This is a genomic window from Metasolibacillus sp. FSL H7-0170, assembly GCF_038593115.1.
Taxonomy (GTDB): domain Bacteria; phylum Bacillota; class Bacilli; order Bacillales_A; family Planococcaceae; genus Metasolibacillus; species Metasolibacillus fluoroglycofenilyticus.
In genome coordinates this window covers 624,549-645,306 of record NZ_CP151964.1, presented here as the reverse complement: position 1 = coordinate 645,306, position 20,758 = coordinate 624,549, and the positions used below count along the sequence as shown (strand labels likewise).

The 20,758-nt window shown below is 39.1% G+C and carries 21 protein-coding genes; 15 read left to right on the top strand and 6 right to left on the bottom strand.

The genetic code is table 11. From position 1 onward, the window contains the following. The first annotated feature begins 1 nt into the window (after window position 1). The 5 genes from MHH70_RS02940 to MHH70_RS02920 all read left to right on the top strand — a co-directional run bounded on the left by MHH70_RS02940 (window position 2) and on the right by MHH70_RS02920 (window position 5,038). Window positions 2-1,774: an ABC transporter ATP-binding protein gene (locus tag MHH70_RS02940; RefSeq protein ID WP_066163262.1), complete on the top strand. Its 1,773-nt coding sequence runs from the start codon at window positions 2-4 to the stop codon at window positions 1,772-1,774. A 606-nt stretch (window positions 1,775-2,380) separates the two neighbouring features. Next, complete coding sequence (rarD, locus tag MHH70_RS02935; protein ID WP_342472508.1) at window positions 2,381-3,286, top strand: EamA family transporter RarD; 906 nt, start codon at window positions 2,381-2,383, stop codon at window positions 3,284-3,286. 136 nt (window positions 3,287-3,422) lie between these two features. Continuing rightward, on the top strand, window positions 3,423-4,139 hold the full coding sequence (locus MHH70_RS02930) for a cytochrome c biogenesis protein CcdA (protein WP_066163254.1): 717 nt from the start codon (window positions 3,423-3,425) through the stop codon (window positions 4,137-4,139). 18 nt (window positions 4,140-4,157) lie between these two features. After that, window positions 4,158-4,526, top strand: coding sequence for a response regulator (locus MHH70_RS02925; RefSeq protein WP_342472507.1), 369 nt, complete (start codon window positions 4,158-4,160; stop codon window positions 4,524-4,526). Window positions 4,527-4,549: 23 nt separating this feature from the next. Further along, a complete protein-coding gene (locus MHH70_RS02920; RefSeq protein WP_066163250.1) occupies window positions 4,550-5,038 on the top strand; it encodes a cytochrome c biogenesis protein CcdC in 489 nt (162 codons plus the stop codon). A gap of 109 nt (window positions 5,039-5,147) precedes the next feature. Here MHH70_RS02920 and MHH70_RS02915 read toward each other — a convergent pair whose 3' ends face one another. Continuing rightward, entirely contained in the window at window positions 5,148-5,573 is a 426-nt protein-coding gene (locus MHH70_RS02915; protein WP_201261895.1) for a DUF2621 domain-containing protein, read from the bottom strand. Between the two features lie 206 nt (window positions 5,574-5,779). On the opposite strand from MHH70_RS02915, the gene MHH70_RS02910 reads away from it, so the two are divergent. From MHH70_RS02910 to MHH70_RS02895, 4 genes are all read left to right on the top strand, one after another. After that, window positions 5,780-6,001, top strand: a complete 222-nt coding sequence (locus tag MHH70_RS02910; RefSeq protein ID WP_342472506.1) for a DUF1659 domain-containing protein — start codon at window positions 5,780-5,782, stop codon at window positions 5,999-6,001. A 39-nt stretch (window positions 6,002-6,040) separates the two neighbouring features. After that, window positions 6,041-6,259: a DUF2922 domain-containing protein gene (locus MHH70_RS02905; protein WP_342472505.1), complete on the top strand. Its 219-nt coding sequence runs from the start codon at window positions 6,041-6,043 to the stop codon at window positions 6,257-6,259. A gap of 161 nt (window positions 6,260-6,420) precedes the next feature. Next, window positions 6,421-6,555 carry a YvrJ family protein gene (locus MHH70_RS02900; protein ID WP_082798926.1) on the top strand — a complete coding sequence of 45 codons (135 nt, stop codon included), beginning with the start codon at window positions 6,421-6,423 and terminating at the stop codon, window positions 6,553-6,555. 492 nt (window positions 6,556-7,047) lie between these two features. Further along, complete coding sequence (locus MHH70_RS02895) at window positions 7,048-7,656, top strand: SCO family protein (protein WP_066163242.1); 609 nt, start codon at window positions 7,048-7,050, stop codon at window positions 7,654-7,656. Window positions 7,657-8,007: 351 nt separating this feature from the next. Here MHH70_RS02895 and MHH70_RS02890 read toward each other — a convergent pair whose 3' ends face one another. The 3 genes from MHH70_RS02890 to mscL form a co-directional block, all read right to left on the bottom strand. Next, window positions 8,008-9,162 (bottom strand): aminotransferase class I/II-fold pyridoxal phosphate-dependent enzyme, encoded by a 1,155-nt coding sequence (locus tag MHH70_RS02890; RefSeq protein ID WP_342472504.1) that lies wholly within the window; start codon window positions 9,160-9,162, stop codon window positions 8,008-8,010. After that, window positions 9,162-10,277 carry a methionine biosynthesis PLP-dependent protein gene (locus MHH70_RS02885; RefSeq protein WP_066163238.1) on the bottom strand — a complete coding sequence of 372 codons (1,116 nt, stop codon included), beginning with the start codon at window positions 10,275-10,277 and terminating at the stop codon, window positions 9,162-9,164. Before MHH70_RS02885 ends, MHH70_RS02890 begins: the two co-directional genes overlap by 1 nt. A gap of 401 nt (window positions 10,278-10,678) precedes the next feature. Continuing rightward, window positions 10,679-11,062, bottom strand: a complete 384-nt coding sequence (gene mscL, locus MHH70_RS02880; RefSeq protein ID WP_066163236.1) for a large conductance mechanosensitive channel protein MscL — start codon at window positions 11,060-11,062, stop codon at window positions 10,679-10,681. 204 nt (window positions 11,063-11,266) lie between these two features. Here mscL and MHH70_RS02875 point away from each other — a divergent pair, with 204 nt between their 5' ends. Continuing rightward, window positions 11,267-11,977: a lytic transglycosylase domain-containing protein gene (locus MHH70_RS02875; RefSeq protein ID WP_342472503.1), complete on the top strand. Its 711-nt coding sequence runs from the start codon at window positions 11,267-11,269 to the stop codon at window positions 11,975-11,977. A gap of 81 nt (window positions 11,978-12,058) precedes the next feature. Here the strand turns inward: MHH70_RS02875 and MHH70_RS02870 are convergent, their stop codons facing one another. Next, complete coding sequence (locus tag MHH70_RS02870; protein ID WP_066163232.1) at window positions 12,059-12,316, bottom strand: GlsB/YeaQ/YmgE family stress response membrane protein; 258 nt, start codon at window positions 12,314-12,316, stop codon at window positions 12,059-12,061. A 136-nt stretch (window positions 12,317-12,452) separates the two neighbouring features. Next, on the bottom strand, window positions 12,453-13,007 hold the full coding sequence (locus tag MHH70_RS02865; protein ID WP_342472502.1) for an isochorismatase family cysteine hydrolase: 555 nt from the start codon (window positions 13,005-13,007) through the stop codon (window positions 12,453-12,455). 621 nt (window positions 13,008-13,628) lie between these two features. On the opposite strand from MHH70_RS02865, the gene MHH70_RS02860 reads away from it, so the two are divergent. The 5 genes from MHH70_RS02860 to ilvN all read left to right on the top strand — a co-directional run bounded on the left by MHH70_RS02860 (window position 13,629) and on the right by ilvN (window position 20,753). Further along, the gene (locus tag MHH70_RS02860) at window positions 13,629-14,816 is read left to right on the top strand and encodes an alanine racemase (protein WP_342472501.1); all 1,188 of its coding nucleotides are present in this window, start codon (window positions 13,629-13,631) and stop codon (window positions 14,814-14,816) included. Continuing rightward, window positions 14,804-16,120 (top strand): D-arabinono-1,4-lactone oxidase, encoded by a 1,317-nt coding sequence (locus MHH70_RS02855; RefSeq protein WP_342472500.1) that lies wholly within the window; start codon window positions 14,804-14,806, stop codon window positions 16,118-16,120. Before MHH70_RS02860 ends, MHH70_RS02855 begins: the two co-directional genes overlap by 13 nt. Before the next feature lie 326 nt (window positions 16,121-16,446). Continuing rightward, window positions 16,447-18,117 carry a dihydroxy-acid dehydratase gene (gene ilvD / locus MHH70_RS02850; RefSeq protein WP_066163223.1) on the top strand — a complete coding sequence of 557 codons (1,671 nt, stop codon included), beginning with the start codon at window positions 16,447-16,449 and terminating at the stop codon, window positions 18,115-18,117. A 369-nt stretch (window positions 18,118-18,486) separates the two neighbouring features. Next, entirely contained in the window at window positions 18,487-20,241 is a 1,755-nt protein-coding gene (ilvB, locus tag MHH70_RS02845; protein WP_342472499.1) for a biosynthetic-type acetolactate synthase large subunit, read from the top strand. Continuing rightward, window positions 20,238-20,753: an acetolactate synthase small subunit gene (gene ilvN, locus MHH70_RS02840; protein WP_342472498.1), complete on the top strand. Its 516-nt coding sequence runs from the start codon at window positions 20,238-20,240 to the stop codon at window positions 20,751-20,753. Before ilvB ends, ilvN begins: the two co-directional genes overlap by 4 nt. Window positions 20,754-20,758: the final 5 nt, after the last annotated feature.

The following is a 20,758-nucleotide window of genomic DNA, read 5'->3' as shown; positions in this document are numbered from 1 at the left end:
CATGGAAAAACAGCCAACCTTTTCACGGAAAGAGCAAGCTGCTATTTTAAAACGTTTATTGCGCTACTTAATTCCTCATAAAAAAGCGGTTGTTATTGCACTTGCTTTACTCGTTTTAACGGTTACTGGGGATGTGCTCGGACCGTATCTGATTAAAATCTTTTTAGATGACCATGTAGCGATTGGCAATTTTGAAACGAAGCCAATACTCATTTTAGCGATTAGCTATGCGGTAATTCAAATTCTAAATGTAATTATTAGCTATTTGCAGCTAGTGAAATTCCAGGAAATTGCGCTGAAAATTATTCAGCAACTACGCATTGATGTATTTACGAAAATTCATCAGCTAGGCATGCGTTATTTTGACCGTGTACCAGCTGGTTCCATTGTTTCAAGGGCGACAAACGATACCGAAGCAATTAAGGATATGTTTGTTGGTGTATTAATTAGCTTTGTACAGGCAGGGTTTTTAATTGTCGGTGTCTATATCGCAATGTTTTTAATGAATCCTGTACTTGCTTTATTTGCTTTAGTGCTGCTACCAATCGTTATTTATATTATTTATTTATATCGCAAATATAGTTCAGTCGTTTATATGGAAATGCGTGAAAAGCTGAGTGAATTGAATGCTAAACTTGCGGAATCTTTATCTGGCATGAGCATTGTGCAGGCATTCCGCCAAGAAAAGCGCTTTAATGACGAGTTTGACGATATTAATGAAAAGCACTATAAGGCAATGATGGACAATACAAAGCTAAACAGCTTGTTGCTACGTCCTGTTGTCGATTTGGTTTATTTTGCAGCCATCGTGCTACTGCTTTTGTATTTTGGTAAAACATCGCTAGAAACAGCTGTTGAGATAGGGGTTGTGTATGCGTTTATTACGTATATTAACCGCTTCTTTGAGCCGATTAATCAAGTGATGGAGCGTTTAGCCATTTTCCAGCAGGCGCTCGTTGCAGCTTCTCGTGTGTTTATCTTATTAGATGAAGAGGAGCTTGAGCCAATGCAGCAAAATCTAGCTGGCAAAATTTCAGATGGTCGCATTGAATTTAAAGATGTGACATTTAGCTATGATGGGCAAAAGGATGTGTTAAAAAATATTTCCTTTACAGTTAATCCGGGTGAAACAGTAGCACTTGTAGGACATACAGGTAGCGGTAAAAGCTCGATTATCAATTTATTAATGCGTTTTTACGAGTTTGAAAAAGGTGATATTTGCATTGATGGTCAGTCAATTAAAGCTTTTAGCCAAGAGGAAATTCGCCATAAATTAGGGCTTGTCCTACAAGATCCGTTTTTATTTTATGGAACGATTGAAAGTAATATCCGTTTATATAATAAGGAGTTAACTGATATTGATGTGGAGAAGGCTGCAGAATTTGTGCAGGCAGACCAGTTCATTAATACGCTACCTGATAAATATAAGCAAAAGGTGACGGAGCGCGGCTCGACATTTTCAAGTGGGCAGCGTCAATTGCTTGCATTTGCACGAACAATTGCGACGAATCCAAAAGTGCTTGTCTTGGATGAAGCAACTGCTGCTATTGATACGGAAACTGAGGTTGCCATTCAGCATTCTTTAGAGAAAATGCGAAAAGGGCGTACAACAATTGCGATTGCCCACCGCTTATCAACGATTCAAGATGCTGAACAAATTTTAGTGCTGCATCAAGGAGAAATTAAAGAGCGCGGCACACACCAAGAGCTACTTGCACAACAAGGCTTGTATTATAAAATGTATTTATTACAAAACGGTATAACAAGCTTATAGAAATAAAAAACAAACACCAAGGCGCGATAGCTTTGGTGTTTTACTTATGGTCGTTCTATTGGGGACTTTTCATTTTCTATAGTGAAAACCTATCATACAACCTTCGCATATTTAGTTAACGATAGCCATCAAAGTAAGTTGATAAATATCGGGTTTCGTTGAATTTTCCCAAAAGTCATACCCGATGAAACTATTAAAATAATTCAATATGCAAGTCATGATATTTCTATGTGTACCTAAGGCAATATTTTTATACTGATTGTTGTCCAAAAGTCCTTTGATTACAGATAGCATTGTGATGGAAATGATGAATGGGCGTGAATGGTTGTGATGGAACTTCTATTTTTGTTTCAACCGAAAAACCACTCACGCGCAACAAATGAGTGACCAATATCATGCTTCCTAGGGAGGTATGTTTAGATGTGTGAATTACGGCTTTTAAACTAAGAGGAGCTCGAGGATGATAAGCGCGGATGAGGAGAGAAACAGCTCCCCCACATCCGTTTTGTTATTACGAATGCTTTAAAAAAGTTTCTCTTTGTTGAAGTGGAGGAAATATATTTTATGTTATTATAGGAGCGTGAGAGAAGATAGGAGATGCCTGAGATGAGTGAAGAGAGAAAAGGAATAGTGTATACATTTTTAGCGTATGCGATGTGGGGTGTGTTGCCTCTTTTTTGGAAGCTACTAGAGCATGTTGATAGTGTAGAAGTGTTAGTGGCGCGTGTTGTTTGGTCGTTTATTTTTACAGTGCTTGCCATTTTGATGATTGGGCAAAGGAGCGCATTGTTTGGCGATTTACAGTATTTATGGCAGCATAAAAAGCAGCTCGTTTCGTTAGTAGCCGCTTCATTTATGATTACGGTCAATTGGTTTGTTTTTATTTATGCGGTGAATAGTCATCAAATGCTTGAAACGAGCCTCGGCTATTATATTAATCCGTTGATTTCGGTTTTGTTTGGGATGCTTTTTTTCAAGGAGCGATTGACGCGTGTACAGCTTGGTGCTGTGCTGATTGCGCTAGTAGGTGTGCTTATTATGACAATCAATTATGCACGACTTCCTTGGATTGCCCTTTGTTTAGCTTTTAGCTTTGCGACTTATGGGGTATTGAAGAAAAGGGTTGTGCTAGATGCACTACGTGGTTTGGCAATTGAAACATTATTTACATTGCCGATTGCCCTTATTTTATATGCCTATTTATTCCAAAAAGGAACCGCTTCGTTTTTACATATTAGCTTATCGACAGACGTATTGCTGATGGCAAGTGGTGTTGTGACGGCAATTCCCTTGATTTGCTTTGCGAAAGGAGCGCAGCGCATTCCGCTTTATTTAATTGGCTTTTTACAATATATTGCGCCGACAACGATGTTAATAATAGGCGTTGTTTTGTATAAGGAGCCGTTTACAAAGATGGAGATATTGGCATTTTCCGCTATTTGGTTAGCCCTCGCGCTTTTCTCCCTTTCTACGTTGCGAGAGCAGCTCATGAAAAAGCGCAAACTAGCATAAAGCCGAAAGTAAGTCCATTACATATGAAAGGCTGTTTCACTATTTTGCCATAAAAGTTTCACAGTCGAAACAAGCGCATTTTCTTGTACAATTTGATACGATGAGAGCATGACAGTAAGGGAGCGAAAAAAGAAATATGAATACAGGTGTGGATCTAAATATACTATTAGCATTTGGTGCGGGTTTTTTAAGCTTTATTTCACCATGTACACTGCCGCTCTATCCAGCATTTTTATCGTACATAACAGGAATGAGCTTGACGGAATTAACAAAAGAAAAAGGCATGATGCAAAAGCAGGCGGTTTTACATACGTTAAGCTTTTTAATCGGTTTTTCGATTATTTTTATTGCCATTGGCTTCGGTACAACATTTGTCAATGAATTTTTCTTGCAATATCAAGAGCTATTGCGCCAAGTTGGTGCGATTTTAATTGTTTTATTCGGTTTAATGATTGTCGGCTGGCTACAAATTGACTTTTTAGCGAAGGACCATAAATTCCAATTTAAAAATCGTCCAGCAGGTTATTTTGGTTCAGGTGTAATTGGCTTAGCCTTTGCGGCAGGCTGGACACCTTGTACAGGACCGATTTTAGCCTCTATCATTTTATTGGCGAGTACGAAGCCTGATGCTGGGCTATGGTATATGCTTGCCTATTATTTTGGTTTTGCGATTCCGTTCTTTGTGTTATCATTCTTTATAACGAGAATGAATTGGATTCGTAAAAATAGCCAAAAAATCGTTAAAGTTGGCGGATATATTATGATTGCTGTCGGTATTTTACTCTTCTTTAACGGTTTAGAATATATTATTCGTATATTCTCTGGACTGTTTGGCGGTTTCACAGGATTCTAACTAAAGGGGAGGAGTGCTATGCCAACAGTTATGGTCGTTGATGATGCGCTTTTTATGCGCTCATTTATTAGTAACTTGTTTGAAAACTGGGGTTTTACAGTTGTAGCGCAAGCGGCAAATGGTAAAAAGGCTATAGCACTTTTTCAAGAATTGCAGCCTGATTTAGTGACGATGGATTTAACGATGCCTCTCATGACAGGGTTAGAGGCTTCGAAGCATATTATTGAGGAATTTCCAGAGGCCCGTATTATTATGATTACTGCTTTAGGGCAGCAGAGGCATGTGAAGGAAGCGTTAATGTATGGTGTAAAAGATTTTATCGTTAAGCCATTTAAACCTGAGGAATTAAAACAAATTGTGGATACATTATTTGAAAATAAGAGTTAATTGATTAAAGCAGGAGGGAAACAATGCTTAATACTATCCCCTCTCAATATTTAATAATAGGCTCATCTGTGATGGCGGTTTTAATGGGGACCTTTGTTATGTTTATTCGTATGCGTGCACAGAAGAAACCTGTAAATGCCCGAAAAATCATTATTCCACCAATCGCCATGTCGACAGGGGCACTTATGTTTATTTTTGAGGAATTTCGTGTTGCGCCACTACAAATTGTAGAAGCAGCCGCAATCGGTTTAATTTTTTCGACCGTATTAATTGCTACATCTAAATTCGAAGTGCGTCAAGGGGCGATTTTTTTAAAGCGTTCAAAGGCCTTTTTCTTTATTTTAATTGGCTTACTTATACTTCGAATCATATTAAAATTAATCTTTTCAAATAGCTTAGATATAGGTGAGCTTGGCGGCATGTTTTGGATTTTAGCGTTTGCAATGATTGTGCCGTGGCGCATTGCGATGCTATGGCAATTTAAAAAGCTAGAAAAAACACTGGATGTATAAATAAATAGCTAAGGCGGGGTCTTATCAATCCCTCCTTAGCTATTTTTTTTAAAAATGGTTATTCTTACAATAAAAAGCCGTGTGTAAGCACGTTTTTTGAACGCCTCTGTTAAAACAAATGCTCGTATGGTGCTATATCAATCTCCATTTCATCCAGCTTTTTGCGTAAAAACTTATGGTCGCGTTTTGGTGTTGCGATAATATAGCCACGAATAAGCAGGTCTTGATCAATGGCAGTAGCATGCTCCTGCAATGCCAGTTCGCCAATTTTCCCTGCAATTTTCTCCTTCGCTACTTGGCGAAACAGCTCAGGGACTGGGGAAGTAAGTTCATTCAGTAATTTTTTTGCGTCCTCTCCCCATAAATGAATTGTTTTATCTAAATAAAATTCCTGCCAATCTAAATCCGATTTACCATCCTCTTTCGGCATCCGCTTTAAAAACTTACGGAACATGAAAAAGCCGCCAATTGCTAGCAAGCTTATCATGACAATAACCCAAAAAGCGATAAATAATAAAAACCAGCCACTAAGCAAAATAATTCACCTCTTTACAATCTCTTTCTCTATTATAAAAGCTTTTGCCTTATTTAGCATCCGAAATGTTTCAAGTAATTCCTATGATTTGCTAGGAAACTTGTCAAAAAGCATAGCCATTTTCAAATACTGAAAAATAACTTTTTAAAGCTTGTCCCTTTTTTCCCTTCAAAATGCCATATAAGTTAGTGAAAGGAGGGAGCGAGATGACAGCATATGAATTTGAGCAAGCAACAGTAACGCTTCAATTTGAAGTTGGTATGAATGCAGACGGGAAAGCACTTTATAAAACAGCTTCATACCGCAATATTCAATCTACTGCAACGGCAGAACAGCTTGCAGCTGTAGCAACTGCAATAGCTAGCTTAAGCATTTATCCGTTAGTAACAATTACACGCTCGGATAAACAACGCATTGTAGTAGCTTAGGGGCAGGCTAGAAATTCGTGTAGAAAGGAGGAGAAATGAATGACAAATACATTACAGCTTATTTTTCAACTTGCAGATGAAAAAACACTCACATTGTCTGTAGCACAGCCGAAAGCTAACTTAACGGATGCACAGGTGGTTGCTGCAATGCAAACAATTATCGAGCAAAATGTGTTTATGCGCGATAATGTAACTATTGTAGCAAAAAAAGCAGCACGTATCGTAAGTCGTACAGTAAAGGAATTTAATGTGTTGTAACAGCAATAAAGTACTGACTATTTAGAAGGTGAGCCGTCTGAAAAGTAATTTAAGGGCGGCTCCCTGCGTCGTAGAGATGAAAAGCACATATTTGTTAGGACTGTCCCAAATATACGCCATTTTAAACAGTTTTTTCTTTTCTCAAGAAGGAGGGGCTAAAAATAGAGCAATGGGTAACGATGATACAAGATTTAGGATTTCCGATACTTGTCTCTTTTTATTTATTGTATCGTATTGAAAGCAAGCTTGAGGCGATTCATGAAGTGCTGACTTCGATAAAATTGCTCAATCAATAATAGGGAGGGAGCTGTCTGAAAAGAGCAACTAATAAATCTATGGCTAGCATTGTGTTGGGCTAAGCATAGGATGTGACGATTTTAGGTTAACTTCTACTGGTTAGATAGGAAAAACCAAAGCGAGATGCAATTGATAACAGGCATCTTGCTTTTTTAAACGGCTGTTATTTCAATAAAACGTAAACGAAAAAAGCAGTGCTATGCACGCTTTTAGGACGCCATTGTTTGTGAAATGCTGATTCACAAATTCGTCAGAAAGTCTTCACTGTCAAAGCTATTGTATTCGCTTTCTGAATTCGATAAGATAAAGTGAACCTTCAATCAGTGGGGGTTTTCGTACATCCCCCACTGATTGGTAGTTTCACCAGTCGGGTTTTTACAGGCTGTTTGATCCCCCACTTCAACATCTTGGTTTTACCTGCTGTTTTGAAGTGGGGGTCTTACAGCCTGTTAATACGGGATAAAATTAACGATTAGAGAGTGGAGCGAGAGATGATGAAGAAAAGAAAACATATTGTGGTGCTATTGTTATTAACGATGATTTTAGCGGCATGTAGCAATTATAAATTTAAGCCAACGACATCATATGAGGTTTCTGATTTTACAGCAACGAATCATCGCGGTGAAGAAGTGACATTGGACAGCTTGAAAGGAAAGCCTTGGCTTGCAATGTTTATTTTCACAAACTGTACGACGATATGTTCACCGATGACAAATAATATGGCTGAAATTCAAGATCGTTTAGTAGAAGAGGGCGTTGAGGATTATAATATCGTAGCATTTTCAGTTGATCCTGAAAATGATTCGCCAGAAGTACTAACGGAGTATTTAAGTCGCTACGGGGTTGCGGATGAGTCAAAATGGCAGCTTGTTACGGGCTATGATCAAAAATTTATTGAGCAATTCGGTTTGAAATCCTTTAAAACCCTTATTAAGAAAGTAGAGGGTGATGATCAAATTATGCATATGAATACTTTTTATTTAGTTGATGAAACAGGAATTGCAGTGAAAAACTATTCTGGCTACTCGGAAACCGTAGACGGTGTTTCCTATGATACAATTGCTATTGATTTAGAGACGTTAATTGAAGAACGTAAGTAAGGGCGTTCAGCAAGCCGTGCGGTGGCAGGCTTGCTGAACGCTTTTTAGGTGTTTGCATGTGGAGAATAGATGGTGCTTACTTTGAAAATATGATGGACACAGGATTTAATGGTGTTATCCTTTAGTAAAAGAGAGGCAATGGAAATGCTAAAATAGGGTTTTCATCTGTATTTTAGTATAGGAGCGTTTGGAAAGCCGTGCAGTGGCAGGCTTTCCAAATGCTTTATTTTTGTGTTTTGATAAAGTGTTTGCTTATGGAGAAGTGGTGCTGGAAAGCTTTTAGCCACAAAAGACATTCATAACGCATCTTTTGTGGCTAATTCCGATGATTTATTTATTTTCAGCTTTTCTTTATTGTGCAGCTTTTTCCAATGCTTGGGCAAAGTCTGCAAGCAAATCTTCTTCATTTTCCAAGCCAACGGAAAAGCGGAGAAGGCCGTCTGTAATGCCACGTTTTAAACGTTCCTCGGGCTCCATTGCCGCATGGCTCATTTTGGCAGGATACGATAAAATTGATTCAACGCCACCGAGGCTTACTGCAAAGACAGGGATTTTCATCGCCTCGACAAATTTCTTTGCTACTTCATAGCTAGGTAGGGTGAATGAAAGAACCGCACCAGCAGAAGTACTTTGTGCCGCATGAACGGCGTAGCCAGGATGTGTTTCTAGACCCGGGTAATATACTTGCTTAACAAGTGGATGCGCCTGTAAGTAGTGCGCAATTTTCATCGCCACACGACTCGATTCATTGTAGCGGACGGCTGTCGTTTTCATATTTTGGATTAAAGTATAACTATCTTGTACACCTAAAACAGAGCCAAATGAGTTTTGAATAAAGTATAGCTTTTCGCTTAACTCAGTAGTTTTAGTCACCGCAAGCCCTGCAACAATATCGGAGTGCCCTGATAAAAATTTAGTTGCACTGTGTATGACAATATCCACGCCTAAATCTAAAGGTCGCTGATGTAATGGTGTCATAAATGTATTATCTAAAAAGGATAATGCCCCATGCTCCTTGGCAATTTCTACAACCGCTCGAATATCGGTAATGCCGAGTGTTGGATTGGAAGGTGTTTCAATATAAAGGAGCTTTGTTTCGGGCTTTACAGCAGCTCGCACAGCCTCTAAATCTGTGAAATCAACAAATGTGTGTGTAATGCCAAAGCGCGGCAGCACCTTTGTGACGAAACGGTAAGTGCCGCCATAAACGTCCTCTGTAATAACAATATGGTCACCGCTCGATAACAGCATTAAACTAGCAGTAACCGCCGCCATACCTGTAGCAAAGGCAAAACCTCGGTCGCCGCCCTCTAATTCTGCAATTGCACGTTCTAAAGCATCACGTGTCGGATTGCCTGAGCGTGCATAGTCAAATTCACCGAATTCATCAATTGATTCTTGATGGAAGGTAGAAGCTAAATAGATTGGCACATTGACAGCACCTTTTTTATCTGCGTAGCCTTCCCGAATCGCCCCATGAATAAGCGTCGTTTCAAGATTCGTCATTAAAACCCTCCCTCTCTAAGTAAATCAAATACTTGCTGTAAATCTGCGATTAAATCTTCCGCTTCCTCCACGCCAACGGAGAAGCGTAATAGGCGGTCACAAACGCCGCGTGCTACTCGTTCTTCGTATGGAATATCTGCATGTGTTTGCGTTGCTGGATACGTAATGAAGCTTTCCACACCGCCAAGGCTTTCAGCAAATGTAATAAGCTTAATATTTTGCAAGAATGGATCAATCATTGCAGCATCTTTTACACGGAATGAAAGCATGCCACCTTTCCCTGTGTAAAGCACATCTGTTACTAATGGTTCCTGCTCTAAATAAGCTGCAATTTTCTTGGCATTTGCATCATGCTGCTTTAAACGTAAATGCAATGTTTTTAATCCGCGAATTAATAACCATGCATCCATTGGTCCTAATGTCATACCGACCCCGTTATGGAAAAAGCTAAGGCGTTCACATAGCTCTTGTCCTTTCGCTACAACAAGCCCTGCCAAAACATCATTATGCCCACCGATGTATTTTGTAGCACTATGTAGTACGATATCTGCACCAAGCTCGATTGGACGCTGGAAATAAGGCGTGTAGAACGTATTGTCAACAATTAATAGTAAGTTATGTGCTTTGGCAAGTTCCGCATATGCAATTAAATCAATTTCCTGCATTAATGGGTTTGTAGGTGTTTCAATGAATAAAGCACGTGTGTTTTCGTTAATTAGTGCCTTTACTTCCTCAAGAGAGGTAAATGTAGCATAGACAGGTTTAATATTATAGCTTTCTGAAAACGTTTTTAGCAGACGATATGTACCGCCATATAAATCTTCAGGTAAAATCAATTCATCATTTGGTTTAAATAATGACAAGACGAGTTGAATTGCAGCCATACCAGAGCTACAAGCAAATCCTGCATCGCCACCTTCAAGCTTTGCAATCCCATCTTCTAAAATTGTACGTGTTGGATTTTTTGTACGCGTATAATCGTAGCCAGTAGATTTTCCGATTCCATCATGTTTATATGCTGTTGAGAAATAAAGTGGGGGATTGACAGCTCCTGTTTTCGGGTCGCTATGATTACCTAGTTGCACTAATGTTGTTTCAATACGCTGCTTTGTCATAAACTCACTCTTTCTATCAATAGTATTTCTCGAAACATAAGAATGTTCCGACTATTAAACCAATTTATCATTTATAACGTATCGTATCAATAGCTTTTCTATGAATTTAATTATACAAGAAAATGAGAGCGTCCAAAAAGCCGTGCATAGCTGGCATTTTGCACGCTGTTGCAGAGCGCTTCGTCAAGGAATGTGTTTGTTAAAATAGCGAGACACTTCTTTGAAAACGAGAGAAACTTTAGGGGTAGCGGGGATTTCTTTGACATGGTGAGAATCAAGCTTTCATTAAGCTTGTAAAACGAAGCCGCCCGATTTGTAAATTTTTTAACTGCTTTCAGCACAATCTTTTTGTAACGAAAACGTCAGACAAGTAGTGCATTATCTACTTGTCTGACGCCACCTCATTGCTTTTCTTTTAATAAATCGCGGATTTCTTTTAAAAGTTCTTCTTTTGAGTCGACTTCTGGTGCTGCTTCTACAGCCGCCTCTTCTTTTTTACGGCTTAATTTATTCATTAAGCGTATTGCGATAAAGATGGCAAAGGCGATTAATGTGAAGTCGATAATGGATTGTAAAAATGCACCGATTTTTACTTGTGCATCTCCACTACCAAATGCAAAGCTTTCTGAAAAATTGATGCCACCTGTTAATACACCAATCAATGGCATAATAATATCGTCTACTAATGATGAGACGATTTTACCGAATGCAGCACCTATCACAACCGCTACTGCTAAATCGATCACATTACCGCGCATAGCAAATTCTTTAAAATCCTTCCACATGACACAACACTCCTCTTATGTATTATCCAAAAAAGTATTTTATATGCTTTTATTTTATTTCGCAACCTAAATAAATGAAATAGTAGAATATAATTAAATTACCACTTAAAATGAAATTAAACAAATTTCATATTTTATCGATAATAAGCTTGTAACAAAATTAAGCGATAAACTCGCGTGTTGTTAAAATGGGGGATAAGAAAAATGGGGAAAAAGAAGAAGGGGAAGAAGGACCCGCTACTTTCTCAAAAAATTCAAATATGGATTATCGTGCTGTTAGTACCTGTTGCGATAACAGTTTATTTTTTTGTCTATTTAGCATGGAAGGAATTGCAGCCAATACCAGCTTTTGAAGCAGCTATTGAAGAGGAAAAACCCCCCCAGTTGCAAGTGAGTTTTGATTTAGAAATACCTATTGAGTATATTCCCATTTATATGGCTGCTGGTGAAAAATATAGTGTTCCTTGGACGTTGTTGGCAGCACATCATCGAGTAGAAACACGCTTTTCCACGATGTCGACACTTGAATCCCCCGTTGGAGCAGAAGGGCATATGCAATTTATGCCATGCACATTTGTTGGGTGGCAGCATCCAACATGTACGGGCTTAGGACAAGGTAATATAAAGCAGGAGGAAAAAACAAATCCTAAAATAATAAAGAAATACGGTGGCTATGGTGTGGATGCGAATGATGATGGCATTGCAGACCCTTACGACTTAGAAGATGCCGTATACTCAGCCGCTAATTTTTTATCGAAAGCAGGTGTGGCAAAAGGCGAGCTGAAAAAAGCTATCTATCAATATAATCATAGTCAAAAATATGTGGAAGATATTTTATTTTATTATAAGCAATATCGTGCACATAGCGAGGAGCTAGAGCGCGTGGCTCTTCAGCAGGCAAGCACACAAAAATAAACGAAAACTCATAGCCATATTGCGAAAGGCGCTGAGTTTTCGTTTCTATAAAGGGTTGCTTTGCTGTGTAAACTAGACAATTTACATTGCTTTGCGCATCGATTTCATGATGAAGCTTACAATGAATATTAAAACAATAGCTCCAATTAGTGCTGGGAAGACGTAAAAGTCAGAAACTCTCCAGCCCCAATTCCCAAGAATCATACTGCCAATCCAAGAGCCGATAATACCTGCGATAATATTACCGATAACGCCCCCAGGGACATCCTTACCTAAAATTACCCCAGCTAACCAACCTAAAAGACCGCCAATAATAAGATACCAAATAAAGCTAATCATAGATGTTCATCTCCTTTGTGATCATTAAAGTTATAATAGCGCTTAATTAGTTATAACCAAATTAAACGGAATTTAAACATCTATTTTTTTCTTCATTATATGCTGTACAAAATTCGTTGAATTAAAATGAGTTTTTTTATCTCTCCTTGGACACAACCCTTGCCCCGAGTGAGCCTGTAAAATGCTTTAGTGCCCATGTATGCCCTTCAGGATTAAAGCTCGCCACGGCATCTTCATGAACGACGATATCAAAGCCTAAATTGTAGGCATCCATCGCCGTATGCAGTACGCAAATATCAGTACAGACCCCCGTTAAATGAACTTCTTGAATTTTACGTTCTCGCAATAAAATGGCTAAATTAGTGCCAGCGAAAGCACTGTAGCGCGTTTTGTCGAAGGAAATGCAATTTTTCTTATTTGCTTCATAAATTGTTTTTACAGCACCGTAAAGCTCACGCCCATTAGTACCTTCTATATTATGAGGTGGGAATAATTTTGTTTCCGGATGGAAAGTATCACCTTCATAATGAATATCATTGGCGAAAATTACCACATTGCCATTTTTTAAAAAGCTGTCAATCAACTCGACCATTCTGCCTTCAATTTGCTGTCCTGGCTCACCGCATGTTAATTTGCCATCAGCTGCTACGAAATCATGCGTATAATCAATAATGAGTAATGCTTTTGTCAATTTTATTAGCCTCCTTTAATGCTATAGCTAATATTATGCCATGTGTCATGACAACTGTAAAATAAGGAGGACGGGTTTGCTCGAAATCGTGTCTTTCTCTTACGGTGCAATGGAAATTCAGATTACATCTATTCACTTTCATTCTGAAGAAAGTCCACTAAACCTTGTGTTTCTCCCGTTTTCAAAGAATTTTTTGATGGGTGAGCTTTTTGAGAAGCACTACCGACAGTATCCAACATGCCGGCCACGCATGAATTTTTGAATTGTTTGTATTTTAAAGAATTACGCCAAAGGCTTTAACTTCCTCTTGCAGGGGGCAGTATTTTTCCGACTATTCGAAATATTTTGCTAATTTAATATTTTTACAGTATACTAAAAGAAAAGCAACGGAGTGATGAATATGGATGTACAATTAATGAAGAAACTTGATCGACAAGGCTTGCTATTCGCGTTGGTTCACACCATTGTACTGTTAAACGTTGCTGTTGATTTTATTTTCTTATCATAAAAAATTATAGATGAAAAAGTTGGTGAAAAGTGATTGTTATTGAAGCTTTTCATCAACTTTTTTTGTCGGTAGGATTTTTCTCCATTAAAGTCGAATCTACATTTAAAAGGGGGATGAATTTATTGGAGAAATATGAAAATGTGTTCCAACATATTGAGCGTCCATTTGCTTGGTTAGATTATGATGCACTTGACCAAAATATTGATTTCGTTAATCGATTGGCAACAAAGCCAGTAAGAATTGCAACAAAATCTGTACGTTCCGTTAGCGTTTTAAAATACATTCAGGAGAAATTAGTAAATTATGCAGGTTTAATGACATTTACAGCAGCAGAAAGCGTTTATTTAATTGAACAAGGATTCAATCATTTGTTGCTAGGTTACCCAACCTTTGAAGAAAATAATATAAAAAAATTACTGGCCTACAGTAGAGCTGGAAAAGATATTACCTTTATGGTTGATGCATACGAGCAAGTTCAGCTTTTACAAAATTGTGCTGAGCAGATGCAGACGATGGCAAAAATATGTATCGATATTAATATCTCTACAAATTTTAAATGGATTTATTTTGGGACTAAGCGTTCGCCACTCGATTCACTGCAAAAATTAAAAAATTTTACAGATAAATTAACAGATTATCCGAATATTTGTATTCATGCACTCATGGGTTATGAGGCACAAATAGCCGGTGTGCCAGATTTATCATTGGCAAACTCTCGAAAAATGCGTGCGAAAGGTTTAGTAGTGCGTCAGCTAAAAAAGCAATCAATAGAGAAAATCACTTCTTTTAGGCGGCTTGCTGTTGCACATGTGAAATCAATTGCGCCAGTGGCTTTTGTCAATGGTGGTGGCTCAGGAAGCATTACCTATACCTGCGAGCAGCAGGAAATTACTGAAGCAACAGTCGGCTCTGCCTTTTTTGCACCTGTGTTATTTGATCATTATGATACATTAAATTTGCAACCCGCTGTCGGCTTTGCCTTGCGTGTTACACGCCAATTTGATGCACATACCTTTGTTTGCCAAGGAGGAGGCTATATCGCTTCAGGCGCTATCGGTGAAGATCGTGCACCAGTATTTTTAAATGAAAATTATCAGCTATTGCCATTGGAGGGTGCTGGGGAAGTACAAACACCCTTTATTGATTCAACCGGTTCTTTAACAATTGGTGATACAGTTTATTTAAGACATGCTAAAGCGGGCGAGCTATGTGAACGATTTACTGTTTTGCACGGTACACGTAACATGTGCTATGCAGGACCTATACTGACATATCGAGGTGAGCGACAATGTTTTCTATGAATAATTGGCAGCAGGGAAAAAGATGGACGAATTGGGCGAATAATATCGTTTCATATCCATCTACATATCATGCACCTGCATCAATCGAGGCAATTCAGCAAATTATAAAAAATATGAAGAAACAACAAACATTGCGCGTTACAGGTGCTGCTCATTCCTTCAGCCCTGTCGCAATGCCTGAAGAGACAGCGCTAACATTACATAATTTGCGCGGTTTACTATCTGTTGATACTAAAAATTTAACGGCTACATTTTATGCCGGTACTTATTTATATGAAATAGGACCATTACTAGCAAAGCACCAGCTCGCATTAATTAATATGGGCGACATTCAAGCGCAAACATTAGCAGGTGTAATTGCAACAGGCACACATGGTACAGGTGTAACACTTGGTTCCTTCTCTTCAATGGTAACAAAATGGGGTTTTATCAATGGCTTAGGAGAATATATTGAACATGAGCGAGGTACTGATGATTTATCGGAGGCACTGCATGTATCAATAGGCTTACTCGGTATTTTAGTTACTGTCACAATACAAGTTATGCCACTTTATAGTCTGCATTATGTATCGGAAAAAACGAATTTAGAGGATGCGTTGAAAAATTTTCAACAAACTATTCGAACACATCGTCATGTAGAATGGTTTTATTTCCCCGGCAGCGACCTTATCCAAGTGAAAAAAATGGATAAAGTTGCACCAGTTGAGCAAAATAAGTGGCAGCGCCATCTGAATGAAATGAATTTACAACTCGTTGAAAATGGCTTATTTTACGTTATATCGGAGCTTTGCAAATGGCAGCCTCGAGCAAGCAGCTCTGTCAGTAAGCTTAGCTCAAAGCTCGTGTCTGAAGGTGTGCGCACAGATTTAAGCTACCGTATGTTTCCTTCACCGCGTAGCGTCAAATTTACTGAAACGGAGTATGCAATACCATTACAGCATTTTGAAGCTTGTATGGAAGAAATACATGCAGTATTAAAGAAGGGGAAATTTACTGTTCATTTCCCGATTGAGTGTCGCACAACAAAAGGAGAGCAAGGGATGTTAAGCCCCACACAAGGAGAGGAAAGCGCTTTTTTAGCTTTCCATATGTATAAAGGAATGAATGAAACGCCGTATTTTGATTGGGTTCGAGTATTAATGAGAAAGTATAACGGTAGACCGCATTGGGGAAAAGTAAATGATTACGACGCAACTAATATACGTGATTACTATCCAAAATTTGCTGCGTTCAATGAGCTAAGAAATGAGCATGACCCAAACAATATTTTTGTCACAAGTTATTTCTGCCGCATTTTTAATTAAATATCTCCGTATTAAGAACATATTAACGAATGTTGGGAAATGTAGTAGTAGCCTACTTTTTCCCAACATCTCCAAAAGCAATCAGACCCAACAAACAATTGTCTTTATTTTGTCATAATTACGAAAAAATTATTGGAATACAATAAAACGCATCGTTATCACAATGAAAACGCTTACTAGTTATTTGATTTTTTTGAATTGTTTAAAAAATTAAAAAAAGCCTGTTGACGTCCCTATTTTTTCGTACTATGATAGCGACAATCAAATAAATCAATAACATTTGAATCAAAATAACCAAATGGAAAAACGTGAGGGGCGTTTCAAAAATGAGAAGTGATATGATTAAGCTAGGAGTAGACCGTGCTCCTCATCGTAGTTTGCTTTATGCTACGGGGAAAGTGAAGGCGAAAGATTTAGATAAGCCTTTTATCGGTGTTTGTAATTCCTATATTGATATCATTCCAGGACATGTGCATCTACGTGAATTTGCTGATGTCGTCAAGGAAGCGATTATCGAGGCAGGCGGCATTCCATTTGAATTTAATACAATTGGTGTTGACGATGGAATTGCGATGGGACATATTGGGATGCGTTATTCGCTACCAAGTCGAGAAATTATCGCAGATGCTGCTGAAACAGTAATAAATGCGCACTGGTTTGATGGAGTATTTTATATTCCAAACTGCGATAAAATTACACCAGGAATGCTAATGGCAGCTGTCCGCACAAATGTACCATCGGTTTTTGTATCAGGTGGTCCGATGGAAGCAGGAACTTCAGCAAGTGGTAAACAGCTTTCGCTAACTTCTGTTTTCGAGGGTGTCGGCGCACATAAGTCTGGCAAAATGTCAGCAGAAGAGTTGCTCGATATCGAAAACAATGCATGTCCAACATGCGGCTCATGCTCAGGCATGTTTACAGCCAATTCGATGAACTGCTTAATGGAAATGCTCGGTGTAGCACTACCAGGCAATGGAACAATCGTCGCAACAAGCGAGGAGCGTCACCGTTTAATTAAAGAAGCAGCGCACCATTTAGTGCGAATGATAAAAGAGGATATAAAGCCACGCGATATTATTACGAAGGAAGCGATTGATGATGCATTTGCATTAGATATGGCAATGGGTGGTTCAACAAATACAGTTTTACACACATTGGCAATTGCAAATGAAGCGGAAATTGACTATAACATCGAGGATATTAACAAAGTGGCAGAGCGTGTACCTTACCTAGCAAAAATTATGCCTGCGAGCGATATTTCGATGGATGATATTAATAAAGCGGGTGGCGTACAAGCGATTATTAATGAGCTAACAAAAATCCCAGGTGCCATTCATCCAAATCGTTTAACAATTACTGGTTTAACGATGGGTGAGCTCGTTAAAAACGACCATATTACGGATGAGCAAGTCATTCGTACAAAGGATAATCCATATTCACCTGTTGGTGGGTTATCTGTCTTATTCGGCAATATTGCACCAGAGGGCTCCGTCATTAAAGTCGGCGCTGTAGACCCTTCCATTAAAGAATTTACTGGTGAAGCAATCGTCTTTGATTCTCAGGAAGAGGCACAAGCTGCTATTGATAGTGGAACAGTGAAGGAAGGGCATGTTGTAGTAATTCGCTATGAAGGGCCGAAGGGTGGTCCGGGTATGCCAGAAATGTTAGCACCGACTTCTGCAATTCAAGGCAGAGGCTTAGGAACAAAAGTGGCACTTATTACAGATGGACGTTTTTCAGGTGCATCACGCGGCATTTCAATCGGTCACATTTCACCAGAGGCTGCAGAAGGCGGGCCAATTGCTTTAGTAGAAAATGGCGATATAATCGTCATTGATTTACCAAATCGCACAATCAATTTGCAAGTGTCAGATGAAGTATTAGCAGAAAGAAGGCAAAAATTACAGCCATTTGAACCAAAAATTAAGCGCGGCTGGTTAGCACGTTACTCAGCATTAGTAACAAATGCTTCCCAAGGCGGCGTCATGAAAATATGATAAATCGTTGATGAGGTTAAAGGAATTAGAGACTTGTATCTACCAGAGAGTCGGTGCTGCTGGAAGCCGACGATACAACTAATTCCGACATCCCCTCGGAGTGAGCTATTAAACGCATTTGCCATTAGATAGCTCCGGGCATAATCAAAGTGCTCGTTATGAATGAATAGTGTCCCTGCATTTAGTTGCATACAATTTTGTGAAATGAAGGGAACTCACACTATTCTTGAGGTAGCATGAGTTTGTCATGCTATAAATAAGGGTGGTACCATGGAAAGTCTTTTTCATCCCTACGTAAAGAGTAATTCTTTTGCGTGTGGAGAAAGAAGGCTTTTTTATTTATTTAAAAATCATTAGGAGGCGTTTATTATGACGGCAAATGTTTCGCTAAGCGATACGGGGCATGAGGAAACACAAGTTGAAGAAATAAAAAAACCAAAAGATGGTGCAGATATTTTAATTCAAGCATTACATGACCAAGGTGTTGAAATTGTATTTGGCTATCCAGGTGGTGCGGTATTACAAATTTATGATGCAATGTACCGCAATCCTATTCGTCACATTTTAACACGTCATGAGCAAGGGGCTATTCATGCAGCAGAGGGGTATGCGCGTGTAACGAATAAAGCAGGTGTTGTTATTGCAACAAGTGGACCGGGTGCAACAAACCTCGTAACAGGTATTGCAGATGCAATGATGGATTCTTTACCACTCGTTATTTTTACAGGGCAGGTGGCGACATCTGTCATTGGCACAGATGCCTTCCAAGAAGCAGATATTATGGGCATTACGACACCGATTACGAAGCATAACTATCAGGTGCAAGATATTCGTGATATACCACGCATTGTTAAAGAGGCGTTTCATATTGCTAATACAGGGCGAAAAGGACCAGTTGTTATCGATTTCCCAAAAAATGTGTCACAAGCGATTTTCACAGAAGGTGATATGCCAAAGGCTCCTGAAGAAATTTATTTGCCAGGCTACCAGCCAACATATAAGCCGAATTATTTACAAATTCAAAAGGCAATTCAAGCTATTTCCAATGCTAAAAAGCCACTTGTGTTAGCAGGGGCTGGCGTACTTTTTGCAGATGCACGCGAAGAATTAACAGAATTCATTGAAAAGTACCAATTGCCAATCGTTAACACATTGCTAGGCTTAGGCGGCATTCATGGTCAGCATGAACTGTTTTACGGTATGGCAGGTATGCATGGGACATTTACAGCGAACGATGCGATTACAAATTGCGACTTACTCATTAATATTGGCGCTCGCTTTGATGATCGTCTAACAGGAAATTTAGCAACATTCGCACCGAATGCGACGGTTGTTCATATCGATATTGATCCTGCTGAAATCGGTAAAAATGTGCCGACAGACATTCCGATTGTGGCGGATGCAAAAGAGGCGCTAAACGCGCTACTGAAAAAAGATTTTGATGCACCGAATACGACAGAATGGATTGCTTATTTAGAAAGCAATAAACAAGCATATCCATTATGGTATGAGGAAGCTGGTGAGGAGGTATTGCCACAGCAAGCAATTGAAATGATTCATCGTATTACGGAGGGCGATGCCATTGTTACGACGGATGTTGGACAGCATCAAATGTGGGCGGCGCAGTACTATGCTTTAAACAATGGGCATAGCTGGATTACATCGGGGGGGCTTGGGACGATGGGCTTCGGCTTCCCGGCAGCAATTGGTGCACAGTTTGCCGAGCCTGATAAAAAGGTTATTGCCATTTGCGGCGATGCAGGCTTCCAAATGACAGCACAGGAGCTTTCTTTATTAAAGGAATTTGAATTACCTGTGAAAATCGTCATTTTAAATAATAGCTGCTTAGGGATGGTGCGACAATGGCAGCAAACATTTTATGAGGAGCGTTATTCCTCATCATTAATGCCTGTTCAGCCAGATTTCGTTAAGTTAGCGGATGCATACGGCATTAAAGGATATCGCATCGACACATTAGAAGAGGCGGAGCGCATTTTTGCAGAAGCAATCAACTCAGACGAACCAGCATTGATTGATTGCCGAGTAAAGCAAATTGAAAATGTGTATCCGATGGTAGCACCGGGCAAAGGGCTGCATGAAATGATTGGAGTGAAAAAAGGATGAGACGTGTTATTACTGTAACCGTAATTAATCAAAGTGGTGTGTTAAACCGCATCACCGGACTTTTAATGAAGCGTCAATTTAATATTGAGTCCATTACAGTTGGCCACACTGAGCAGCCAAATTTTTCAAAAATGACATTTGTCGTACATGTGGAGGATGAAAGTAAAATCGAGCAACTGATTAAGCAAGTATCAAAGCAAATCGATGTGCTAAAGGTTAATGATATTACAGAAAAAGCCATTATCGTACGCGAGCTCGCTTTAGTAAAAGTCATCTCACCAGCAAATTTGCGAGCAGAGATGAATGCGATTGTTGAACCATTTCGACCACAAGTAGTTGATACAGCGAAAAATGTAGTGACCTATCAAGTTGTCGGTGACCCAGAAAAGATTGATGCCTTTATCGAATTAATTCGACCGTACGGCATTAAAGAATTAACGCGTACTGGAGCATCTGCTGCTGTACGTGAAATTCAAAAAACAGATATACCGCAGCTCTCTATTTTGAAATAACAAAA